18 protein-coding genes are annotated in these 22,550 nt (G+C 49.0%); 10 read left to right on the top strand and 8 right to left on the bottom strand.

Annotated elements, in window-relative coordinates; genetic code table 11:
* Positions 1-47 precede the first annotated feature (47 nt).
* A complete protein-coding gene (locus UN63_RS12525) occupies positions 48-527 on the bottom strand; it encodes a tRNA-uridine aminocarboxypropyltransferase (protein ID WP_244905180.1) in 480 nt (159 codons plus the stop codon).
* 220 nt (positions 528-747) lie between these two features.
* Here UN63_RS12525 and prfC point away from each other — a divergent pair, with 220 nt between their 5' ends.
* From prfC to UN63_RS12500, 5 genes are all read left to right on the top strand, one after another.
* Entirely contained in the window at positions 748-2,337 is a 1,590-nt protein-coding gene (prfC, locus tag UN63_RS12520) for a peptide chain release factor 3 (protein WP_104487084.1), read from the top strand.
* 240 nt (positions 2,338-2,577) lie between these two features.
* Entirely contained in the window at positions 2,578-3,345 is a 768-nt protein-coding gene (locus UN63_RS12515) for a TatD family hydrolase (protein ID WP_104487083.1), read from the top strand.
* A 171-nt stretch (positions 3,346-3,516) separates the two neighbouring features.
* A complete protein-coding gene (locus UN63_RS12510; protein ID WP_104487082.1) occupies positions 3,517-4,797 on the top strand; it encodes a NupC/NupG family nucleoside CNT transporter in 1,281 nt (426 codons plus the stop codon).
* A gap of 49 nt (positions 4,798-4,846) precedes the next feature.
* A complete protein-coding gene (gene deoC, locus UN63_RS12505; RefSeq protein ID WP_104487081.1) occupies positions 4,847-5,626 on the top strand; it encodes a deoxyribose-phosphate aldolase in 780 nt (259 codons plus the stop codon).
* Positions 5,627-5,707: 81 nt separating this feature from the next.
* Positions 5,708-6,925: a phosphopentomutase gene (locus UN63_RS12500; RefSeq protein WP_104487080.1), complete on the top strand. Its 1,218-nt coding sequence runs from the start codon at positions 5,708-5,710 to the stop codon at positions 6,923-6,925.
* Between the two features lie 450 nt (positions 6,926-7,375).
* Here the strand turns inward: UN63_RS12500 and UN63_RS12495 are convergent, their stop codons facing one another.
* Positions 7,376-8,263 carry a Tim44 domain-containing protein gene (locus tag UN63_RS12495; RefSeq protein ID WP_104487079.1) on the bottom strand — a complete coding sequence of 296 codons (888 nt, stop codon included), beginning with the start codon at positions 8,261-8,263 and terminating at the stop codon, positions 7,376-7,378.
* Positions 8,264-8,528: 265 nt separating this feature from the next.
* Between UN63_RS12495 and dnaB the strand changes: the two genes are divergently transcribed.
* The gene (gene dnaB / locus UN63_RS12490; RefSeq protein ID WP_104487078.1) at positions 8,529-9,923 is read left to right on the top strand and encodes a replicative DNA helicase; all 1,395 of its coding nucleotides are present in this window, start codon (positions 8,529-8,531) and stop codon (positions 9,921-9,923) included.
* Between the two features lie 9 nt (positions 9,924-9,932).
* Positions 9,933-11,021: an alanine racemase gene (gene alr, locus UN63_RS12485; protein WP_104487077.1), complete on the top strand. Its 1,089-nt coding sequence runs from the start codon at positions 9,933-9,935 to the stop codon at positions 11,019-11,021.
* 650 nt (positions 11,022-11,671) lie between these two features.
* Here the strand turns inward: alr and UN63_RS12480 are convergent.
* The 3 genes from UN63_RS12480 to UN63_RS12465 all read right to left on the bottom strand — a co-directional run bounded on the left by UN63_RS12480 (position 11,672) and on the right by UN63_RS12465 (position 13,823).
* Positions 11,672-11,884 carry a hypothetical protein gene (locus UN63_RS12480; RefSeq protein ID WP_104487076.1) on the bottom strand — a complete coding sequence of 71 codons (213 nt, stop codon included), beginning with the start codon at positions 11,882-11,884 and terminating at the stop codon, positions 11,672-11,674.
* 231 nt (positions 11,885-12,115) lie between these two features.
* Complete coding sequence (gene zur, locus UN63_RS12470; protein ID WP_104487075.1) at positions 12,116-12,568, bottom strand: zinc uptake transcriptional repressor Zur; 453 nt, start codon at positions 12,566-12,568, stop codon at positions 12,116-12,118.
* A gap of 322 nt (positions 12,569-12,890) precedes the next feature.
* Complete coding sequence (locus UN63_RS12465) at positions 12,891-13,823, bottom strand: hypothetical protein (RefSeq protein WP_219821165.1); 933 nt, start codon at positions 13,821-13,823, stop codon at positions 12,891-12,893.
* A 102-nt stretch (positions 13,824-13,925) separates the two neighbouring features.
* On the opposite strand from UN63_RS12465, the gene UN63_RS12460 reads away from it, so the two are divergent.
* From UN63_RS12460 to UN63_RS12450, 3 genes are all read left to right on the top strand, one after another.
* Positions 13,926-14,303, top strand: a complete 378-nt coding sequence (locus tag UN63_RS12460) for a hypothetical protein (protein WP_146084749.1) — start codon at positions 13,926-13,928, stop codon at positions 14,301-14,303.
* A 244-nt stretch (positions 14,304-14,547) separates the two neighbouring features.
* A complete protein-coding gene (locus UN63_RS12455; protein ID WP_229793432.1) occupies positions 14,548-16,485 on the top strand; it encodes a site-specific DNA-methyltransferase in 1,938 nt (645 codons plus the stop codon).
* The gene (locus UN63_RS12450) at positions 16,485-19,397 is read left to right on the top strand and encodes a type III restriction-modification system endonuclease (RefSeq protein WP_104487072.1); all 2,913 of its coding nucleotides are present in this window, start codon (positions 16,485-16,487) and stop codon (positions 19,395-19,397) included. The genes UN63_RS12455 and UN63_RS12450 overlap by 1 nt, the downstream gene beginning before the upstream one ends.
* 241 nt (positions 19,398-19,638) lie before the next feature.
* Here UN63_RS12450 and UN63_RS12445 read toward each other — a convergent pair whose 3' ends face one another.
* From UN63_RS12445 to UN63_RS12435, 3 genes are all read right to left on the bottom strand, one after another.
* Positions 19,639-19,962, bottom strand: coding sequence for a hypothetical protein (locus UN63_RS12445; RefSeq protein ID WP_104487071.1), 324 nt, complete (start codon positions 19,960-19,962; stop codon positions 19,639-19,641).
* Between the two features lie 151 nt (positions 19,963-20,113).
* Positions 20,114-21,190, bottom strand: a complete 1,077-nt coding sequence (locus tag UN63_RS12440; protein ID WP_104487070.1) for a helicase RepA family protein — start codon at positions 21,188-21,190, stop codon at positions 20,114-20,116.
* Between the two features lie 85 nt (positions 21,191-21,275).
* On the bottom strand, positions 21,276-22,364 hold the full coding sequence (locus tag UN63_RS12435) for a site-specific integrase (RefSeq protein ID WP_146084748.1): 1,089 nt from the start codon (positions 22,362-22,364) through the stop codon (positions 21,276-21,278).
* Positions 22,365-22,550: the final 186 nt, after the last annotated feature.

Raw genomic sequence — 22,550 nt, 5'->3', positions numbered from 1 at the left:
AGTAATCGATGCAGCGGCGCCGGGGCGAAAGCCGGGATCCAGCCGGTTCAGCACATGGGGCCAGACTTTCGAGCGTCGACAACGCCTGACCGCCCGGGCCCCTTGCGGATGGCGTAGTCGCTGGCCGGCGCCAGGCTGAAGCTCAGGGCCGGCAGCAGCCTCAGCCAGGGGTTGAGGTGCAGCAAGCGGCGGGTCTTGCGCCAGGTGCCGTCCAGCACCACCAGGCCGCCGATGTCGGCTATCGGCAGCGCCATATTCTCCGCATCCACGTCCAGCGCCTGCTCCGCCGGGTACAGCAGCCACCAGCGACCACTGGCGGGTTGTGGCAAGGGAGCCAGATGTTCGGTGACTTCCACCCGAATGTCGGGTAACGCCAGGCGCAGCAGCGGTACCGTGCTCTTGGCATGTTTTGCCTCCAGCGGATGCTGCAGTATCAGCACCGGAAAGGGGCAGTCCTGGGGCGAAACATGGGCGCACAGGCAGGCGCTTTGGGGAAGGTGGCAGGCGTGGCAGTAAGTTCGAGACATGATACGGCGGGCTTCATGAGTACAAAAGAGCATGATAACGGCAAGCCGCCCCGGGATGAAGACCGGTGAAAAAATCAACTTTTCAGGTAGGCTGAACGCAACTGCCGATTGAGGATCCGGCGCGGATCGGGGACAATGGCTGCCGTTTTATCTGTCGTTCCCCGAGTGAAGCGCCGACCGTTGCCCTTTGCTCCTTCATCAAAGTAGAAGAAAGCCGACCATGTCATCACCGCAATTCCAGCAGGAAGTCGCCAAGCGCCGCACTTTCGCCATTATTTCGCACCCGGATGCGGGTAAGACCACCATCACCGAAAAGGTACTGTTGCACGGGCATGCCATTCAGACCGCCGGCACCGTCAAGGGCCGGGGTTCCAACCAGCATGCCAAGTCCGACTGGATGGAAATGGAAAAGGAGCGGGGCATCTCGGTCACCACGTCGGTGATGCAGTTCCCTTATAACGGCTGCCTGATCAACCTGCTCGATACTCCGGGTCACGAAGACTTCTCGGAAGATACCTACCGTACCCTGACGGCGGTGGACTCCTGCCTGATGGTCATTGACGGCGGTAAGGGCGTAGAAGACAGAACGCGCAAGCTGATGGAAGTGACCCGACTGCGCGATACCCCCATCGTCACCTTCGTTAACAAGCTCGATCGGGATATTCGCGATCCAATGGAGCTGCTCGACGAAGTTGAAACTGAACTGAACATGATGTGCGCGCCCATTACCTGGCCCATCGGCAGCGGCAAGTGGTTCAAGGGTGTGTATCACCTGCATCGCGACGAAGTTATTCTCTACCAGCCGGGGCAGGGCCATACCATCCAGGATGTGAAGATCATCAAGGGGCTGGACAATCCGGCGCTGGATGAGGTGATGGACGAAAAAGAAGTCGCCGACTTGCGTGAAGAGCTGGAGCTGGTGCTAGGCGCCGCCACCGAATTCGACCACGACCTGTTTCTCAGTGGTGAGCTGACGCCGGTATATTTCGGTACCGCTCTGGGCAACTTCGGCGTGGATCATGTTCTGGACGGCCTGAGCACCTGGGCGCCGGCGCCGATGCCGCGCCCCACTCAGGAGCGTGAAGTAGAAGCCAGCGAAGACAAGTTCACCGGTTTCGTTTTCAAGATCCAGGCCAACATGGACCCCCGCCATCGGGACCGTATCGCCTTCATGCGTATCGTGTCCGGCAAATACAGCCAGGGCATGAAGATGAAGCACGTGCGTCTGGGCAAGACCGTCAATATTTCCGATGCGGTGACCTTCATGGCTGGCGATCGGGAGCGGGCAGAAGAAGCCTTCGCCGGCGATATCATCGGCCTGCACAACCACGGCACCATCCAGATTGGTGACACCTTCACCCAGGGTGAAGACATCAAGTTTTCTGGCATTCCCAACTTTGCGCCCGAGCTGTTCCGTCGCATTCGGCTGCGCGACCCGCTCAAACAGAAGCAGTTGCTCAAGGGCCTGATCCAGCTGTCGGAAGAAGGTGCGGTGCAGCTGTTCCGCCCGCTCGACAATAACGATCTGATCGTCGGCGCGGTGGGAGTGCTGCAGTTTGAGGTGGTAGTAGCGCGACTGAAGTCTGAGTACAACGTGGACGCTCTGTACGAGGCGGTTAACGTTTCTACTGCCCGTTGGGTGTACTGTGATGACGCCAGGAAGCTGGACGAATTTCAGCGCAAGGTGTCGATAAACCTGGCACTGGACGGCGGTGATAACCTCAGTTACATAGCGCCCACCATGGTCAACCTGAACCTGACCCAGGAGCGTTACCCGGATATTCAGTTCAGCAAGACCCGCGAACACTGATCTCGCTACACCGATAACAGCCCCGGCCTTTGTGCCGGGGCTTTTTTATATCTGCACGCTACAAAAAAACGCACGCCTGCCCCTTGTCGGGTCCATTTCAATGGACCTGGCGTACCATCATGTAATACCAACTCCATTAAGTATCTGACTAGGCCCCAGGCCCTTTGTTCGGGATTGATATGACAGTCAAACAGAACGGTGTTTAATGGGATAAATATAACCAGACTCAGGAATTGATCCATGCATCTCACCGACAGCCACTGCCATTTCGACTTTGCCGACTTCGATGACGACCGGCCCGGCCACTGGCATCGGGCGCAGGCACTGGGCGTGCGCCGGCTGGTGATACCGGGGGTGGAAGAAGACAAGTGGCTGGCGCTGCCGGGGATCTGTGCCTCGTTGCCCGGTGTTTACTATGCGTTGGGGCTGCATCCCTGGTGGGTTGCCGATGCCTCCGCCGGCTGGCAGAAAAAACTGGAGCAGGCGTTGGACCAGGCCGACGAGCGCTGTGTGGCCCTGGGAGAAATGGGGCTGGATGCCAACATCGCGCTGGCGCCGGCCGAGCAGCAGGCGGCGTTGAACACCCAGCTCCGGCTGGCCCGGGAGCGGGCGCTGCCGGTGATACTGCACAGCCATAAAACCCACGATCAACTGCTGAAGTGGCTACGCCGCACCCCGCCGGTGGGGGGCGTGCTGCACGGTTTTTCCGGCTCATTGCAGCAGGCTGAGGCGTTCTGGAAGCTCGGCATTCACCTCGGCGTCGGCGGCACCATCACCTACCCAAGGGCCAATAAAACCCGCCAGGCCATCGCCGCCATGCCGGTAGAGGCTCTGGTGCTGGAAACCGATGCCCCGGACATGCCCTTGTGCGGCTTTCAGGGCCAACCCAATCATCCGGCGCAGTTGCCGCGGGTATTGAGCGCCCTGGCCGAGTTGCGCGGGCAGGATCCAGCCAGCCTGGCCGAACGGCTCGAACACAACGTATCCCGACTGTTCGGCTGGTCCTGAACCTCGTTCAAAATCAGCTTTATTCCGAACATCATCATTTAATTGACTTTTTCCTCGATTATTACCGCCGGTTACCTATTCTATGAGCAATGAACACGTATAAGCTGACTCGAATGAAAACGACTGTCGGATTAAGGCCATCGCATTGGCTGCCACGGAAAGGATAGAGATATGACCTTGATCATGAGTATGGTAGGGATGGTGGTTCTGGTGCTTATCGCCATCCTGTTTTCGAACAACAGGTCGGCCATTCGAATCAGAACCGTGGGTGGCGCCTTCGCCCTTCAGGCAGGGCTGGGTGCCTTGGTGCTGTACATGCCGATAGGCAAAGAGATGCTGCAGTCTCTGTCGGCCGGGGTAAGTCAGGTGATTTCGTACGCCAACGACGGCATGGACTTTCTGTTCGGTGGCCTGGTGGGAGAGGCGGCTTTCAGCAGTGGCCTGGGCTTTATCTTCGCGCTGCGGGTGCTGCCGGTCATTATCTTCTTTTCTTCGCTGATCGCCGTGCTCTACCATCTCGGTATCATGCAATGGGTGATCCGGATTCTGGGCGGAGCCTTGCAGTACCTGCTTGGCACCTCGCGCACCGAATCGCTGTCGGCTACCGCCAATATCTTCGTGGGCCATACCGAGGCGCCGCTGGTGGTGCGCCCCTTTATTGCCAACATGACCAACTCCGAGCTGTTTGCGGTGATGTGCGGCGGCCTGGCTTCGGTGGCCGGTTCGGTGCTGGCCGGTTATGCGGCCATCGGGGTGCCGATGGAATACCTGATTGCCGCTTCCTTCATGGCGGCGCCGGGTGGCCTGTTGTTTGCCAAGCTGATCATGCCCGAAACCGAAAGGGTCGAAACCGATGAACTCGAGACCCATGACGAAGCTCTGAAAGCAGACAGGCCCGCCAATATCATCGATGCCGCCGCCACCGGCGCCAGCTCCGGCATGATGCTGGCGATGAATGTGGGCGCCATGTTGCTCGCCTTTATCGGGCTGATTGCGCTGCTCAACGGCATGCTGGGTGGTATCGGCAGTTGGGTGGGCATGGAGAGCCTGAGTCTGGAACTGCTGCTCGGCTGGCTGTTCTCGCCGCTGGCCTTTCTGCTCGGCGTCCCCTGGGAAGAAGCCATTATTGCCGGCTCTTTCCTCGGTCAGAAGCTGGTGCTCAACGAGTTCGTCGCCTATATCAACTTTGCCCCCTACCTTGCCAACGAACTGCTGGTGGAAGGCACCGGCCAGGCCATGTCTGAACACACCAAGGCCATCATCTCTTTCGCCCTGTGCGGCTTTGCCAACCTGGCCTCGGTCGCCATTCTGCTGGGAGGGCTGGGCGGCATGGCGCCGAGTCGCCGACACGACATCGCCCGCTTCGGCCTCAAGGCGGTGCTGGCCGGCACCCTGTCCAACCTGATGTCCGCCACCATCGCCGGTTTTTTCCTTTCGCTGGCGGGAATGTAACGGGTTAACGGTGCAAACAGACCGTCCTCGGATGACGGCAGGAGTGAACATGACTGACACAGCCTTGAAAGCGGCCGCCCGTCAGGCCCTGAGCCTGATGGATCTGACCAGCCTCAACGATGACGACACCGATGAAAAGGTGGTCGCCCTGTGCAGGCAGGCGATGACGCCCTTCGGCACCGTTGCTGCCGTCTGTATCTATCCGCGCTTTATTGCTGCGGCCCGCCGGACCCTGCGTGAACAGGGGGCCGAGGAGCGGATCAAGGTCGCCACCGTCATCAACTTTCCCCACGGTGATGACGATATCGAACGTGCCGTGCGGGAAACCCGCGCGGCGGTGGTCGCCGGGGCCGACGAGGTGGATCTGGTGTTTCCCTGGCGTGCCCTGCTGGCCGGTAACGAACAGGCTGGCCTGGCGCTGGTACGCGCCTGCAAGGCCGCCGGTGGCGAGACCACACTCAAGGTGATTATCGAAAGCGGGGAGCTGAAAACCTCCGCCTTGATCCGGCGCGCCGCCACGCTTGCCATCGAGGGGGGCGCCGACTTTATCAAGACCTCCACCGGCAAGGTAGCGGTCAATGCGACCCTGGCGGCCGCCGAGGTGTTGCTGGAAACCATCCGCGATTCAGGCAAGGATGTCGGCTTCAAGGCCGCCGGCGGAGTGCGCACCGCCGAAGAGGCGCAATACTATTTACAGCTGGCCGCTCATATCATAGGGTCCGACTGGATCAGCCCCCGGCACTTTCGCTTCGGCGCCTCCAGCCTGCTGAATAACCTGCTGCAGACCCTGGGCGCCGGTGATGCGACGGTGCAATCGACCGGCTACTGAGCCGGTCTTGATGACGGAGGGGCCGGGTTTGAAGCCAGGCCTACGCAGACGTTTGATGACGACATGTCACCAGGAGACAGAATGAAACGTGCAATAGTGCTGGTACTCGACTCCTTCGGCATCGGCGCGTCCGCCGATGCCGCCGTGTTCGGTGACGAAGGCGCCGATACCCTGGGCCATATCGCCGCTGCCTGTCACCGGGGCGAGGCCAATCAGAGCCGGCAGGGATCGCTCAGCCTGCCCAATCTGGCATGGTTGGGTCTTTTTCATGCTCATGCGGACAGCACCGGCCGGGTGGCCGAGGGCGTAAGCCTGCCGACCGAGCTGGTTGGCAGCTACGGTTACGCGCAGGAGCTGTCTTCCGGCAAGGACACCCCGTCCGGCCACTGGGAAATGGCCGGGGTGCCGGTGCTGTTCGACTGGGGCTACTTCCTCGATACCGAAAACAGTTTTCCCCCGTCCTTGATCGAAGCGCTGGTCGAGCAGGCGCAGTTGCCCGGCATGCTGGGTAACTGCCATGCCTCGGGTACCACCATTCTCGAACTGCTGGGCGAAGAGCACATCGGCAGCGGCAAGCCCATCTGCTATACCTCGGCCGACTCCGTGTTTCAGATTGCCGCCCATGAAGAACACTTCGGCCTGGAGCGGCTCTATCAGGTATGCGACATCGCCCGCGAGCTGCTGATGCCCTACAACATCGGCCGGGTCATCGCCCGGCCTTTCATCGGTAAAAGCGCCACCGACTTTGCCCGCACCGGAAACCGGCGGGATTACAGCATAGCGCCGCCGGCGCCGACGGTGCTGCAGAAGCTGGTAGAGGAAAAACACGGCGAGGTGGTGTCCATCGGCAAGATAGCCGACATCTACGCTCATTGTGGCATCACCCAGAAGATCAAGGCTACCGGCCTGGATGCTTTGTTCGACGCCACCCTGGACGCGCTGGAAGGGGCCGGAGATCAGACCCTGATCATGACCAACTTCGTCGACTTTGACTCCAGCTTCGGTCATCGCCGCAACGTCGCCGGTTACGCCGCCGAGCTGGAAGCCTTCGATCGCCGTTTGCCCGAGCTGCTGGCGCGACTGCAGCCGGATGATCTGCTGATCATGACTGCGGATCACGGCTGTGACCCCACCTGGCCCGGCACCGAACATACCCGTGAGTATGTGCCGGTGATCTGCCTCGGCGGTGGGCTCAGGCCGGGAACGCTCGGCAGGCGAGACACCTTCGCCGACATCGGCCAGAGTCTGGCTCGGTACTTTGGCACCAGCCCGATGGACTACGGCACCTCGTTTTTGTAATGCCCATAGAATTAAACCTGTGGGCTGTTCACACATCGGACCAAGGGATATGACAATCTGCCCGCATGCCTGGGTGCTGTTTTCCGTAGGGTCGAATTCATTCGACCGAATGGTGACACTATGGCGCGCGGGCCCATTGAAATGGCCCTTGAAATGAGCAGGCGGTGGCCCGCATTACATATCGAACTGGTTTGAGCGTTGGGATTCGCTTCGCTCATCGCCAACCTACGGCCCTGCAGACGGCACCAACAGGCGACTCTGCAGCGTTAAGGAGGACACTGCTCCGCCGACCTTCTGTTTCAGGGATGAAACAGGGAGCGTACAGGGAGGTATTGACAGCGAGTCGGCGGAGCGGGCCCTTTGTCCGATTGCTGAAACCCTAACGCCGTTAATTACGTAGAAACAGAAAAGGCGCCCTAGGGCGCCCTTGTCATTTCATGGCAGAAACGCTTAAGCGTTGTCGTCCAGACCGACGATCAACCAGGGCGCATTGTCCTTGGTCAGATCGCGCTCCAGGTGCCATACCTCGCGGATGTCCTGCTCAACGCCTTCCTGGCTGTCGCGGTAGCGACCGCTGAACTGGACGCTGACCTGAGCCTGATAAGAGGTGTGGTCGGCGCGTACCAGTTCGGCATCCACAAACATCACCTCGGTGTACTGGTCGCCGGTCAGCTTGGCGCGTTCCTGGCTCAGCTCGGCAAACAGCTCGGGGGTAACGTATTCGCGGATCTTCTCCAGATCGTTCTGGTTCCAGGCCTGCTGCAGAGTGCGGTAATGCTCGCGAGAGCCTTGCAGAAACGCCTGCATGTCGAAGCCCTGGGGCAGATCGAAGGGCACGTCGCTCGGAGCGAAGCCAGAAGCAGCGTTGTTACTTGTTGTAGCAGACTGATCGGCAGCAGACTGGCCGGGAGCGTTAAACGGCTTGGGCGCTTCAAACTGCTGAGGACCATTGTAGGCGGCTCTGGGCGAGGGCGCCTTGCCCTTGCGCAGGGCTTTGAACACCATGAAGCCGGCAAAGGCCAGACCCGCTATCATCAGGAAGTCCATGATCTGGAAACCTTCGAAGGCGCCAGAGCCCATTAGCCAGGCCAGCATGCCACCAGCCAGCAGGCCGCCGAGCAGGCCGCCCATCAGACCGGATTTTTTCGGCTGCTGGGTCTGGCCGGCGGCGGGTTTACCGGCGGTTTGTTGCTGGGCTGCCGGCTGGCTGGGGGCGGTTTTGTAGGATTTGCCGACAGAACGGCTGCCGCCGCCCATTTTACGGGCCTCGACATCAAAGGCGGTAGCGGTGATGCCGACCGCGAAAATCAGGGTAAACAGGGTAAGAAGTTTACGCATTATGGCTTCCTTGAGTGACAGACAAGCAACATCCTAAAGCAGCGACATGTTATGTCAACTGGTGATTAAGAAAGCCACAGCCAGCCTGACGTGGGCGAACCGAAACGGCGGTGATCGCGCCGGTCATTTCGGTGTCGTGGAGCAGTACGGCAGCCAGATGACATCTATCTGCATCAACATTGTACAGGGCTGAGACAAGAATGGGCCTTTCAGAGCCGATGAAAAATCCTGATAATAGTCGTTTGCTAAACCAGAGAGAGAACCGATGAGCGAGAAAACCGTCACCAAAGCCGATCAGGCCGTTGCCCAGCTGAAGATGGCGCCTCATTCATTTGAGGCGGAACAGTCCGTATTGGGCGGACTGCTGCTGGATAACAACGCCTGGGATCGGGTGGCGGAAAAGGTCTCGGAGCCGGACTTCTACAGTCGGCCGCACCGGCTCATTTTTCAGGCGATGCAGCGGCTGAGTCAGCTCAGTAACCCCATCGATCTGATCACGGTGCAGGAAGAACTGGAACGGCACGAGTCGCTGGATACGGTGGGCGGCTTCTCTTATCTGGTGGAAATTGCCAAGAATACGCCCAGCGCCGCCAACATCGGCGCCTATGCAGACATAGTGCGCGAGCGGGCCGTGGTGCGGGAAATGATCTCGGTGGCCAACGAGATTGCCGAGGCCGGCTTCGATCCGCAGGGGCGCAATTCCACCGCGCTGCTGGATCTGGCCGAAACCAAGGTGTTCAAGATTGCCGAAAGCCGGACCAACGCCAACGAGGGCCCCCAGCCGCTGCGGGTGTTGCTGGAAAAGACCATAGATCGCATCGAAGAGCTGTATAAAAATCCCCATCAGGGGATTACCGGCGTGTCTTCCGGCTACTCGGATTTGGATAAAAAAACTGCGGGCTTCCAGTCTTCGGACCTGATTATAGTGGCAGCTCGACCTTCTATGGGTAAAACGACTTTTGCAATGAACCTTTGCGAGCACGCTGCACTGACAAGTGACAAACCGGTGCTCATATTCTCCTTGGAAATGCCATCTGAGCAGATTATTATGCGGATGCTTGCTTCCCTGGGACGTATCGATCAAACCCGCATACGTACCGGGCAGCTGGATGATGAAGACTGGGCCCGGCTGTCCTCGACCATGGGCATGCTGCTGGAAAAAGGTCAGCTCTATATCGACGACTCTTCCGGCCTGACGCCCACCGAAGTTCGTTCCCGCGCCCGGCGCGTGGCGCGAGAACACGGAGGCATCAGCATGATCATGATCGATTATCTGCAATTGATGACGGTGCCCAGCCTGTCCGATAACCGGACCCTGGAAATTGCCGAGATCTCCCGCTCGCTCAAGGCGCTGGCCAAAGAGCTGAAGGTGCCGGTGATTGCGCTGTCCCAGCTTAACCGAAGCCTGGAACAGCGGGCCGACAAGCGGCCGGTCAACTCGGATCTGCGGGAGTCAGGCTCTATCGAGCAGGACGCCGACTTGATCATGTTTATCTACCGGGACGAGGTCTATCACGACGACAGTCCGGAGAAAGGCATCGCCGAAATCATCATCGGCAAGCAACGGAACGGACCCATAGGCAAGGTTCGGCTGACGTTTCAGGGGCAGTTTTCCCGCTTCGATAACTATGCCGGGCCGGATTTCGATGATGACTATTAAGGAGCAGAGATGGATGCACATGGGGCGGTGGCCCGCATCAGTCTGGAAGCAGTTCGGCATAACCTGCAGGTAGCCAGGCAGCTGGCCCCCACGGCCAAAGCGGTGGCGGTGGTGAAAGCCAATGCCTATGGCCACGGTGATCTGACGGTGGCGGCGGCACTCAAGGACGACGCAGACCTGTTTGCGGTGGCCCGTTTTGAAGAGGCACAAAAACTGCGTGCCGGCGGCATTCGTCAGCCGATTCTGCTGCTGGAAGGGTTTTTCAACCGGGCCCAGCTCGAGTTCTCCGCGCTTAACGACTTCCATCTCTGTATTCACACCTTTGCCCAGCTCGACACGCTGGAGCTGACCCCGCTGGCGGCGCCGGTGACCGTATGGGTGAAAATAGACTCGGGTATGCACAGGGTCGGTTTCTCTCCCGAGCAGGCCGATGAGGTCTTTGCCCGGCTGGCGGCCATCGCTCAGGTAGTGCAACCGGTGAATGCCATGACCCACTTCGCCCGGGCCGACGAGCCCGAGCAGCAGGCGGTGACCGAGGCGCAGATTGCCCGTTTCAAGCAGGTGACTGCCGGCAAGGTCAAGCACACAGCTTTGTGTAATTCCGCCGGGGTTATCGCCTTTCCCGACGCCCACGCCGACTATATTCGCCCCGGTATCATGCTGTATGGCATCACCCCGTTCGGCGATCAGCAGGGCACCGACTTCGGCCTGCGTCCGGCGATGAATTTCACCACCAGCCTGATTGCGGTGCGCGAGCACAAGGCCGGCGAGCCGGTCGGTTATGCCGGCTCCTGGGTGAGCCCGCGGGATACTCGCATCGGCGTGATTGCCGTTGGTTACGGCGACGGCTATCCGCGCACGGCGCCTCCCGGCACCCCGGTGCTGCTCAACGGCCGACGGGTCACTCTGGCGGGTCGGGTGTCGATGGACATGGCTACCGTCGATCTGGGCCCGGACGCCACCGACCAGGTGGGTGACGAGGTGCTGCTGTGGGGTGAAGGCCTGGCGGCAGAAGAAGTGGCCCGGCATGTAGGCACCATCGCCTACGAGCTGGTTACCCGCATGACGGCGCGGCCCCGACTCGAATACATCGACTGATAGACGCCAGACGTAAAAAGGCCGGGCCCCGGGAGTGACAGTACTCAGGGGCCCGGCTTTTTTTGTATCTATCCGGTTGCTCTGTTGAGGTCGGACAAAGGGCCCGCTCAACCGACTCGCTGTGAATACCAAACTGATTAAATAACTGATCTATTTGGTTACTCTGCAAAGGTCGGACAAAGGGCTAGCTCCGCCGACACGCCGTGAATACCTCCATGTAGGCTCAGCCGCACCATCCGTGGTGCGGATGGTCGGCTGAGCAGATCCCTTTGTCCTCCTTAGATGCCACAGAGTCATCTGTTGGCACTGTCTGCAGGCAACTCGAAGCTCAGGAAGAGGCAACAGAGACGACCTCCCACGACCGTGAAATGCCATGGCCGGAAAATGCTCCTGCCGTTCCGGCATTCCCGCCCTCCCTGGCGGTCAGACGGCATTCCCGCCCTCCCTGGCGGTCAGACGGCATTTCCCGAGCCCTCAGGGGGCGAGCTTGTCTCGCCGTGACGAACGGTTGCAGCCTGACCGAACATCCAGTGAATGTTCGCAGTAGGCTGCAATTGTGAGTGTCATTTACCAGTGGCGTGTCGTGGGAGGCGGCTGTGTTGCCTCTGAGTTCGGACTTAAGAAAGATCAGATCTTTATTCAAACTGGTATTACTTTGAGGCTTTGGCGCCGCGGTGATGAATAAACTCGTCCTTGGCCGGGTTCCACTTTATGTAATACCAGGGTGTATCGGTCTGCCAGACCGGAAAGGTAACTTCAACCTGGTTGTCTTCGTAGCGATATAGCGAGGTACTCAGGTTGACCTCGCTCGCCAGCAAAAAGGCGACCAGCAAAAATAAAAACCATTTTATCAGTGTGCCCATCGTGCATCCTTGTCGAGATGGAGTTTAGGGTCTGTTGACCTTTCGCGGTGACATTTTGTTCGAGTTAAACGCGTTTAGCCGAACCCGCAGGGCAGCGCTTGTGGGGTCTTGCTACTGCGTTATCGCTTATTTATGTAGAGTGACTACATGGCATAAGCTCTGCCTTGTATCAAGACCCCACAAACTGCTGCAAAAATCACCGAGAAAGGTCAACAGACCCTAGTAACTATATCAGCAGTTTGCAGGTTTTTCCGCCTGACATTGACGGCAACGGCCATGGGCTTCGATAGACTGGCTGGTGATGGCAAAGCCGTGTAGCTGTGCCTGGTGTTCGAACGCATTATTGATGGCCTCGTCGTGCAGCTCGATAACCTGGCCGCATTGGGTGCAGATCAGCAACTGCATGGGGTGGTGCTCGGCAAAATGATCACAGAACAAAAAGGCGTTGAGCGACTCTACCTTGTGTACGAAACCCTGGGTCAGCAGAAAATCCAGCGCCCGGTACACGGTGGGCGGCTTGGCGTTGGGTTCCAGCTCCTTGAGCCGGTCCAGCAGATCGTAGGCGCTGACCGCGCCTTTTTGCCCGGCCATCAGGGTAAATACATGGCGGCGGGTGGGCGTAAAACGCACGCCGCGCTGCTGACATAATTGCTCGGCACGCTCAAGCTGATGTTCAATGGACATGAATGACGATGATCCTCAATGGCTTCTGGCCGCATATTAACACAGCCAGATCTTCCTTCATCCGATCAAGGTTGGGTCTGTGAACCACCTTGGGTATAATGCGCGGCCCTGTGTTCAAAAAGCCGTCACTTACATGAGTCATTATCCCAGCGCCCGCTTTTCCGTCGCCCCCATGTTGGATTGGACAGGGCTGTGAAAAACCTCTTTATAAACAGATGCTTAAAGTGAAAATAAAAAGCAGGGGACAATTAAGGGACATTTCTGAGCTGTAATCACAGTCAACAACCTCACTCCCAATGGTACGTGGTCCCTAAATTTAGAGCTAGTTCCTCTGACTACTGATTTTTAGCTTCAAGGCGTCAGTTTGCTCTTTCTGCTCGGTGGTAAGAGAGCAGGAAGACAGTTCATCAAAGGTCTTTAGTAGCCTGTTTAACTGGCGTTTTTGTTGCTTAGAGTCATGCTCTGCGACTGCTTTGAACCACTTGTCAGCTTGCTCCTGTAGTTTTTTTATCACTTTCATAGTGTGTTGTGCTTCCCCCACCTTCTGCTGCTGGTATTTCCAAGTTTCTAGACGCTTCCCCCGGTTTAGTTCATGGGGCTTATACTCTTTGTGGTCTAAGCCTACATGCTTCAGAGCAGCTGCATTAAAAGCTTGTTTTATCAACTGTGTGGCTTTTTTTTGTTGAAGCTCCTTAAGTACTCGGTTGCCGACTACTTTGCCAATGATCAGGTGGACATGATCCCCAGCTCCTTTATGCCCAATTTGAGGCTGCTGGTGTAGTACGGCACGGATTTGAGATTTATATTGTGTTAACTCATCTTTATTCAGCTTTGTTAGCTTTGCTAATGCATAACAACAGTCTGCAACAATAGATCGCCATTGCTGTGAGGTAGGGCGATGTCCTTTTGGAAGTGTTAGGCAATATTCGACCGCATAGCTCGAAAGTGGTCTTCCGCCTTTTTTGTTGTTCAGTTTTTGATCTAGCTTAAATTTCTCACCAATGATTGCGATTGTCTTTGATGTGTTTTTATCTCCTGCAATAGGAATAATTTTCTCGGTGGTTTTATGATTAGTGTGTGTCGTTGATAGTAAGTATCGCTCTCTTATCATCACTCCATCCGTTCCATTTTTCACCGCTTGAGTTGTTACAATCCAATTCTTTAACATGTTTATTATAATGTTAATAATTGGATTGCTATATTGCAAACAACCAACTTTAAACCTTATTGTTTGTTGGTATTCCAGATAGGACAACCTTGCTTCGCTGGTTGTCCACTGGTGAGAGGGTTCCCCTCTCAACTCCCTTTTAAACTTGACAAATAAAAAATAAAAATTATATATTTCAAATAAATGCTTATGGATAAATATGTTGAAAAACTAGAGTTGGATGTGGCCTCCAAGTTTGAGCAGTCAGTGGTATCTGTTCTTATGAAAGATGATTATGAAAGTAAATATATTAAAGCTAGAGTGTTGGATGCTTGTTTTAAGGCTGAATTAATTGAAGTTATAGATCGAGATGTTTATAGTGAAAGGTTTGATTGGGTTGAAAAAGTAATTGAAATGAACCTTGCATCTTTTAAGTTGCTAGATATAGCTGAAAAGAAACAGATTAAAGCTATGTCGTTGAGAGAGGTTAGAGAGGTTGCAGATGCTAAGGTTGAAGCTATTATAAAAAATATTGTGAAGAGAGTTCTAAATGCTCCACAGGAATTCCCTATGGGGAGTAATATTTAGGATGGCTAAATAACTAAATTTACAGTCTGAAAACTTAAGTGATATGTGGCTGTCATGTGTATGGTGACAGCATTTTTAACTCTATCATTTCTATTTGTTTTTGGATGATTGTTTGGTAGTATACGTATAACTAGGCATTGTTTGTAAGTTAACAACCTTAATCACATTCTAATTTTAGGTTTAAGTCCTACACGAAAATAATACAGTGTAACATTCTAAGTGAAACTTCTAGGCGAACATGTCAATGATAAAAGAAACTATCTATTCAAATATTGAAACTACTAATAGTAAGCAAGTTGCTCTATTAAAAAAACACTTCCCTCAGTTTTTTGATAAGAAAGGGAATCTTATTCAAGAAAAAATTATTGAAGTAGTTCAGGGTGATGAGGTTGAACTTTCTAATGAGTCGTATTCACTTAACTGGCTTGGTAAGTCTTATGCCAGATTGCTTACTAACTTACCTCCAAAGACATTGATTAATGAAGATGACAATCATAATCAACTCGAGGAAAATAGACATAGTAAAAACTTGCTAATCAAGGGCGATAATCTTGAAGTGTTAAAGCATATGGTTAATGCTTACAGTGAAAAGGTGAAGGTGATATACATTGATCCACCTTATAACACAGGAAAAGATGGATTTACCTATCAGGATGATCGTAAGTTTACTAAAGAGCAATTAAGTGAACTTGCGGGTATCGAACTCGATGAAGCAAAGCGTATTCTAGAGTTTACAGATAAAGGCTCTAGTAGTCATAGCGCATGGCTAACTTTTATTTACCCTCGGTTATACGTAGCTAGAGAGTTTTTGCAAGAAGATGGTGTGATTTTCGTATCTATAGATGATAATGAGTTGTCTCAACTTAAAGTAATATGTGATGAGATATTTGGAGAGCAAAATCACTTGGGGAATGTGATTTGGAAAAACGTAACAGATAATAACCCTACAAATATAGCTGTCGAACACGAATACATTGTTGCATTTGCTAAAGATAAGACAAAGCTTGACTCGAAGTGGAAAAGTAATGTTTCTGAGATAAAAGATAGTCTAGTCGAATTAGGCAATGAGCTAGCCTCAAAGTATTCTGATCCCAAAGAACTTCAATCTGTTTATACAGCTTGGTTTAAAGAGAATAAATTTCAATTGGGTCCACTTGATCGTTATAAATTTATTGATGAAGGCGGTATTTATACTGGTAGTCAGAGTGTGCATAACCCCGGGAAAGATGGTTATAGGTATGATGTTATTCATCCTAAAACATTAAAGCCTTGTAAGTTACCACTAATGGGGTACCGGTTTAAAGAGTCTACAATGCAAGCTCTCATTGATAGTGACAAAATAATATATGGTAAAGATCATAACAAAATTATTGAATTGAAATTATATGCTGAAGAGTTCGAAGAAAAGTTTTCAAGTATATTGGATTTAGATGGAAGATTGGGAGCTAATGAGCTTAGAGATATTTTTCCTGAAATGAAAAAAGTATTTACCAATCCAAAACCAACGCAGTTAATTGAGAAGTTGATTTCTTATGTTTGTAATGGGGATGGTGTTATACTTGACTTCTTTGCTGGCTCTGGCACAACGGCACATGCTGTATTTAACCTAAATAATAATGAAAAAACGTCGTATCAATTTATTACTGTCCAGCTAGATGAGCCTACTAAGAAAGACTCTGAACCATATAAAAATGGATATGATACAGTCTTTGATGTCACCAAAGAACGCCTTATCCGAGCAGGTAGAGCATGTGGTAATTCAGGATTTAAAGTTTTTGAAGTAGTTGAAGATTTTAGAGCACAAGATGATGCCGAATTGACACTATCTAACTTTTCGTTCTTCGATGATGCCGTTCTGACAAAGGAGCAGTATGATACTACTCTTACAACGTGGTGTTTATATGACGGAAGCCTGTTAACCACACCAATTCAAGATGTTGATCTAAATGGCTATAGAGCACACCTATGTGATGGTCGCCTATACTTGATTGCTCCCGACTTTTCTAGTAACTCTCTAAAGGAATTGCTAAAAAAGCTTGACTTAAATAAAGAGTTCGCACCAAATAAAGTGATTATATATAGTCGTAATTTTGAAAGTGCAAAGCAAATGGAACTTAACGAAGCATTGAATAGTTATGCAAACAAGAAGTCTCTAGAGCTTGAATTGGTGGTACGCAACTAATGTCTAAAGGTTTTACTTTTGAAAAAAACTTGCCTCATCAACAGGCTGGTATAGATGCTGTAATGAGTATGTTTGTTGGGGCTGAACCTGTTCAGTCTGAAGATTCAACTACTCGCATGTTGGCAAACCCTGTACTCGAAATTTCACCTCAGCAATATTATTTAAATATTAAAGCAGTACAAGATTTAAATAGAATTGAGCATTCTAGAGAGTACTATGATAGCAGTAATATCATTGATGTTTCGATGGAAACAGGAACAGGTAAGACGTATACCTATACAAAAACCATGTTCGATTTGAATAAATCATTTGGTATTAATAAGTTCATAATAGTAGTACCTACTCTTTCTATTAAAGCTGGTACGGTTAACTTCCTAAAAAGTGACGCATTAAAGGAGCACTTCCGAGATCCTTATGATCGTGAAATAAAATCTTACGTAGTCGAGAGCCAAAAAAAATCAAAGAAAAATACAAAAGCATATATACCTCAAGCCATACATGATTTTGTTGAAGCTAGTAGTATCAGCAAAAAATATATATATGTATTAATTATCAACTCTGGAATGATTAACTCCAAATCACTATCTGATAAATATGACGTTGGTTTGTTAGGGAATCAACATTATACGCCATTTGATGCTATTCAAGCTGTAAAGCCTTTCATCATAATTGATGAACCTCATAAGTTTCCTACTAGGGAAAGTGCTAAAACATGGAAAAATATCGAAAAGTTTGAAGCTCAGTATATCATTCGATACGGTGCAACATTTAATAATGAATTTAGAAACCTAGTCTATCGCCTTACTGCGGTTGATGCGTTTAATGATGATTTAGTAAAAGGTATTGATGCCCACATCGAAAACCTAGTAGGAGATGATTCCGCTAGTCTTAAGTTTAAAAGCTCTAATGGTTCTGAAGCAAATTTTGAACTTAACGAAAATGATAGAAAAATCAACTTTAAACTAACAAAAGGCGACTCTCTTTCTAAGGTTCATAGTGAAATTCATGATCTATTCGTTGACGCTCTGAACAAAAATACTGTTGTTTTAAGTAATGGTGTAGAGCTTAAAATAGGTGAATCGATCAATCCATACTCTTACTCTCAAACGCTTGAAGATAATATGATGCAAAAAGCAATAAGAGAGCACTTTAAGATTGAACGAGAGTTTTTGACACAAAAGCCTAGAATCAAGCCATTAACACTCTTTTTTATTGATGATATTGAAGGATACCGCGATGGTAATAAACTGTCAGGTAGCTTGAAAAGCAAGTTCGAAAGCTGGGTACTCGCAGAGGTAAAGTGTTTATTAGAAACTGAAACTGAACCGTTCTATAAATGCTATCTAGAGAAAACACTCAAAGATGTATCAAGTGTTCACGGTGGTTATTTTTCGAAAGATAATAGCGATAAAGATGAAAAAATAGAACAAGAGATTAATGAGATACTACACGACAAAGAGTTACTACTATCTTTGGATAATCCTAGGCGCTTCATCTTCTCAAAATGGACATTGAGAGAAGGTTGGGATAACCCTAACGTTTTTCAAATATGTAAGTTGCGATCTAGTGGTAGTACAACATCTAAATTACAAGAGGTTGGTCGTGGTTTACGATTACCTGTAAATGAGTATATGTGCCGTGTGAAAGACCGTACATTTACTCTTAATTACTATGTCGATTTTACTGAAAAAGACTTTGTTGATTCACTTATTAAAGAAGTGAATGATAGCTCATTCAAAGAAACAGTACCAAGTAAGCTTACTCAGGAAATAAAAGATAAAATAATTGCACAATATCCCAGTCTGTCTTTATTTAAACTTATGACCGACTTAATAGATAAGGGGATTATTGATGACAATGAAAATTTCATCGGAAGTGATAGCTATGCTCAACTAAAAGGTGAATTTCCAAGAGCATTCCCAACTGGCATTAAGCCTAATAAGATTAAGAAGGCTGATGATGGTAAAAAACGAACTAAAATGCGAGTTGGTAAGTACGATGAGCTAAAAAAGCTATGGGAAATTATTAATCAAAAAGCTATTCTTGAATATAAAATAGCTAATGAGGATGAATTTTTAGAGCTATTTAAAAGCTATCTTATTGAAGAATCAAGCAAGTTCAAAAAGACTGGCGTTAAGACTCGTATAGAAAAGATATACATACATAACGATACCGCCATGTCAAAAACAATGTTTGGTGATGATGATGATTTTGCAAAGTTTAGCACAATGACTTACCGAGAGTTCTTGGAGCGGTTGTCTCAAGATGCATTTATTAAAATTTCTACTCTGCATAAAGCATTTTCTTCTATTAAAGTTGAAATAGATATCACGGAATATCTCAACATTCAGACGATCCATAAGATAAAATCAGGGTTCAGTAAGTTTCTTTTAAATAACTCATTTAATAAGTTTGGACTTGGTTACAACGTTATTTCAAACGCTATTCATCCAACTAAATTTACTGATAAACAAGGCGAACCACTTGAAGAAGTTATGGCAAGTGATCTCGGTGTTCATAGTGATGGATCTACCACACCACTTGATTCTTATTTGTTCGAGAAAGTCTTTTATGATTCTGAGCTTGAAAAGCTTAACATTACAGATGGAGAGATTCAGTCAGTTTCTGTTTTTACTAAGATACCTAAAAATTCGATTAAAATACCTGTTTCAGGGGGGTACTCGTATTCGCCAGATTTTGCATATGTTGTTAAAACAACAAAAGGTGAATACCTAAATTTCATAATTGAGACGAAGAATGTAGAAGGTAAGGATAGTTTACGTAAAGAAGAGGAGCGTAAGATTGAACATGCTCAAGAGCTATTTAAGCAGATTAGTAAAGATATAACTGTAAATTTCAAGACCCAGTTCGCAGACGATTTGATAGTTGATATTATTCGCTCTCATTCATAAATATTTCATAATCACAATTTGAAAAATTAGTATGTGCCAAGTGACACACCTTAAGAGTGTGTCACTTAGTCAAATTGTGATACTAATAATAGCATCAACCTTTGAGTGTGGAGATATATATTATCAATGATGATGTAGCTCTTGCTCTTCTTTTGAGTCTAAGCTTCTCTCCTTAAATTCAGCTTTCAATAACATCTCATTATATTTATCCTCATTGCTTTCAAGGATGAATTCAATAAGATTAACTAGCTTTGCTAGAAATATCCATCTCCTGATTTTCTTCTAAATCTAGATCTTTGCCATTTAATCTATAGATACTATCAAAATCGTCGATCTCTATGCATAACCCACTTTTATCAAAAATTGAAATACGATCGTAGCTATAGTCACAAGATCGCTCAAAGTGTATGAATTTACCTTCTATTATGTCATTTAGATGAGCGCTTAGTTGAAGTTCAGCATGGATAGTAACGTCATCAATCAATGCAGATATATGCAGTTCATAACTTACTGCTTCAAAAGCCTTGTAAGTACTCTGGTCTATGTAAAAGTGAATATGATCCAACTGAATTTTTTCTATTTTTTACTCATGTTTGTTACTAATAAAAGCCGAAATTTTATTAATCATAATAATCCATTTACACTTGGTTTAAATTTGATGGTTATTTAGGTTGTGACGGAGTGACACACCCTAAAGGTGTGTCACATGTCACAGCTTAAACAATAGTAATAATATCATCATCTGATGAACGAGTTAAAGATAATTTATTTATGTTAATCACTCCTGAGTCTTGCAAGCTATTTAAAGAGCGGCTAAGTTGCTTTCGTTGAGCATCTGTTAGTTTGGTATCGTTGGGATACAAAGCTTGGCGCAACTGACCGCGAGTTGTTTTCCCACCAAGTACATCGTGTATCAGCTTTACTATAGGGCTTTCTGAATTTACTTGCTCTTGAGTATCTTTATACGCTTCACTTGTTTTTGCTAAAGAGGTTATGGGTTGATCCTGATCACATTTAATCCCTAACTCAATAGAGTCAAACTCAAGCTCTATACTTGGAGCCTCATCATCTTCCTTTTGCTTTGTATTGATAAAGTTAATTTTTTTTGCGTTGCCATTCCTCTTCACCTGAAATTCAAAGTCACAAGCTGCTCTTAATGCCGAGCTGCCACGAGCACCTTTATTTTCATCTCGGCCAGAGTGATGAATACACATCATTGCTACATTTGTTTTTGATTTTATATTGTCACACCCTCTTACAAATGCTGACATATCACGGGAAGTATTTTCATCGCCTGAATAGCAACGAGCTAGTGTATCTAAAACCACCAATTGTATTTTTACATTATCTTCTTGTTCAATGTCCTTAATCGATGAAATAAGTGATTCTTGTGTTTCTTCATCAGAGATAACTAAGCTATGCCCTAATACATATAAATTTCTAGCCGTTGTGTTGTTTTTTATTTCCCATGCTTTTATGCGTTTAGATACACCGCTTTGTCCTTCAGCTGCAATGTATACGACAGCACCTTTCTTAACGGTTTTACCGCACCAGTTTTCTCCAGTCGCAATGGAACAACAAAGATCAATCGCAAGAAATGACTTTAATGAACCACTTGCGCCATAAATGACACCAAATGAGGACGATGGGATGAAGCTTTTTATTAACCATTCTGGCTGTGCATCAAAGCCGGATGAACCTCTTAAGAAATTTAAATTACCATACCTTTTCATATTTTTTTCTTTATTTGTATTGGGTTTGATTTGCACTTCAGCTTCTAATGTTATATTCATTCCGTACTCCAAGAGTTGTTAGCATAGCTGGCAACTAGGTTTGTTATTAAGGAAAAACCTAGTCGCCAAATTAATTACTACTGTTTTATAGATTAGGGTAGTTTGAAGTAGGTACTACTCTTAATCTAAGGTAGTGGTTATTCAAAACATCAAGGTTGCGGTGGCCCGTTACTTTTGATACTTCAACAGCACTAAATCCATATTCGAAAAATCGACAAGCGGCTTCAGCTCGAATATCATGAAATCTAAGGTCGATGATATTTAGTTGCTCTCTAGCTTTTTTCCATTCATTACTGATTGCATCAGCTTTATATGGGAATATGAAGTCATTATCATTCCCTAATGGCTGGTTAGATATTATTTTTAATGCATCTTCATTTAAGTATATAGTGTCAGTATGTCTCAAGTGATTTTGGGGGTGCTTTCTACTCCTCACTTTAAGAGATTTCTCTGTCCAATTAACATCACACCAGCGTATATTGACAAGCTCAGAGCGACGTAATGCTGTTAATAATGCTAGATTTAATATGTCTAACATTGGAATACCACCTTTGTTGTTGTGGTATTGCTCTATAAAGACACTGCTAATGTTTATCAGCTCTAGCTGTGTGGGTCTACGACTCCGCTCACTGGAGCGAGCTATAATATTATGCCTCTGCAATGACGAACGTAAATCTGAGAAAAAGCTACAGTCCACCATATACCCATAAAACGCCTTAGCATCTTTTAATGCTGTAAAAAGGTAAGACACGTCATGAGATAATGTCTGGGGCTTTAGGTTCTCATTTATAGAAAGACGTAGCTCACAGTGCGCAACTACATGTTCAGAGCTAAGTTGTGATAAAGGAACTTGAGCTATTGGCAGCTTTAGAAAGCTTTTCAACCCAGCCTTTTTTGACCTTCCTAATTTTTCACTCGTTGGACTATTTTCAAGAACGCAGCGGATCAGATCTCCGACAGTTGGTTCTGCCTGCCGGCTCGCTCTTCTAAGCCCTTCAATACCGTCCCGTAAGGTAGCTTCATAGACTCTTTTAGCCCAACGCTGTGCCTCTCTCAGTGTTGAATATGTTTTACAACATTCTTGGCGTTTCATCCCTGCTAACTTAAGGCGCACTCTTGCTTTGTAGCGGGTTCCTGAACGAGTCTCTACAGATTCTATTATTTGTGTGGCCAACGTGGCATTTCCTTTCTTTTGACTGTATGTATGTACAGTTGTGGTGACTTGGAAATGATACTAAGAGCCATCTGAGGGCAGTGCAAATCAGGGGAGACCGTCAGAAATAGGCTTAATTTGGCGTTTATTGGGGGGGTATTAGCAGGGAAGGGGTTTTTGACCTCCGGAGCCAAAGTGGCGTAGTAA

This window comes from Oceanisphaera arctica (genome assembly GCF_002936955.1).
GTDB lineage: Bacteria > Pseudomonadota > Gammaproteobacteria > Enterobacterales > Aeromonadaceae > Oceanimonas > Oceanimonas arctica.
This window is presented reverse-complemented; position numbering and strand designations above follow the sequence as displayed.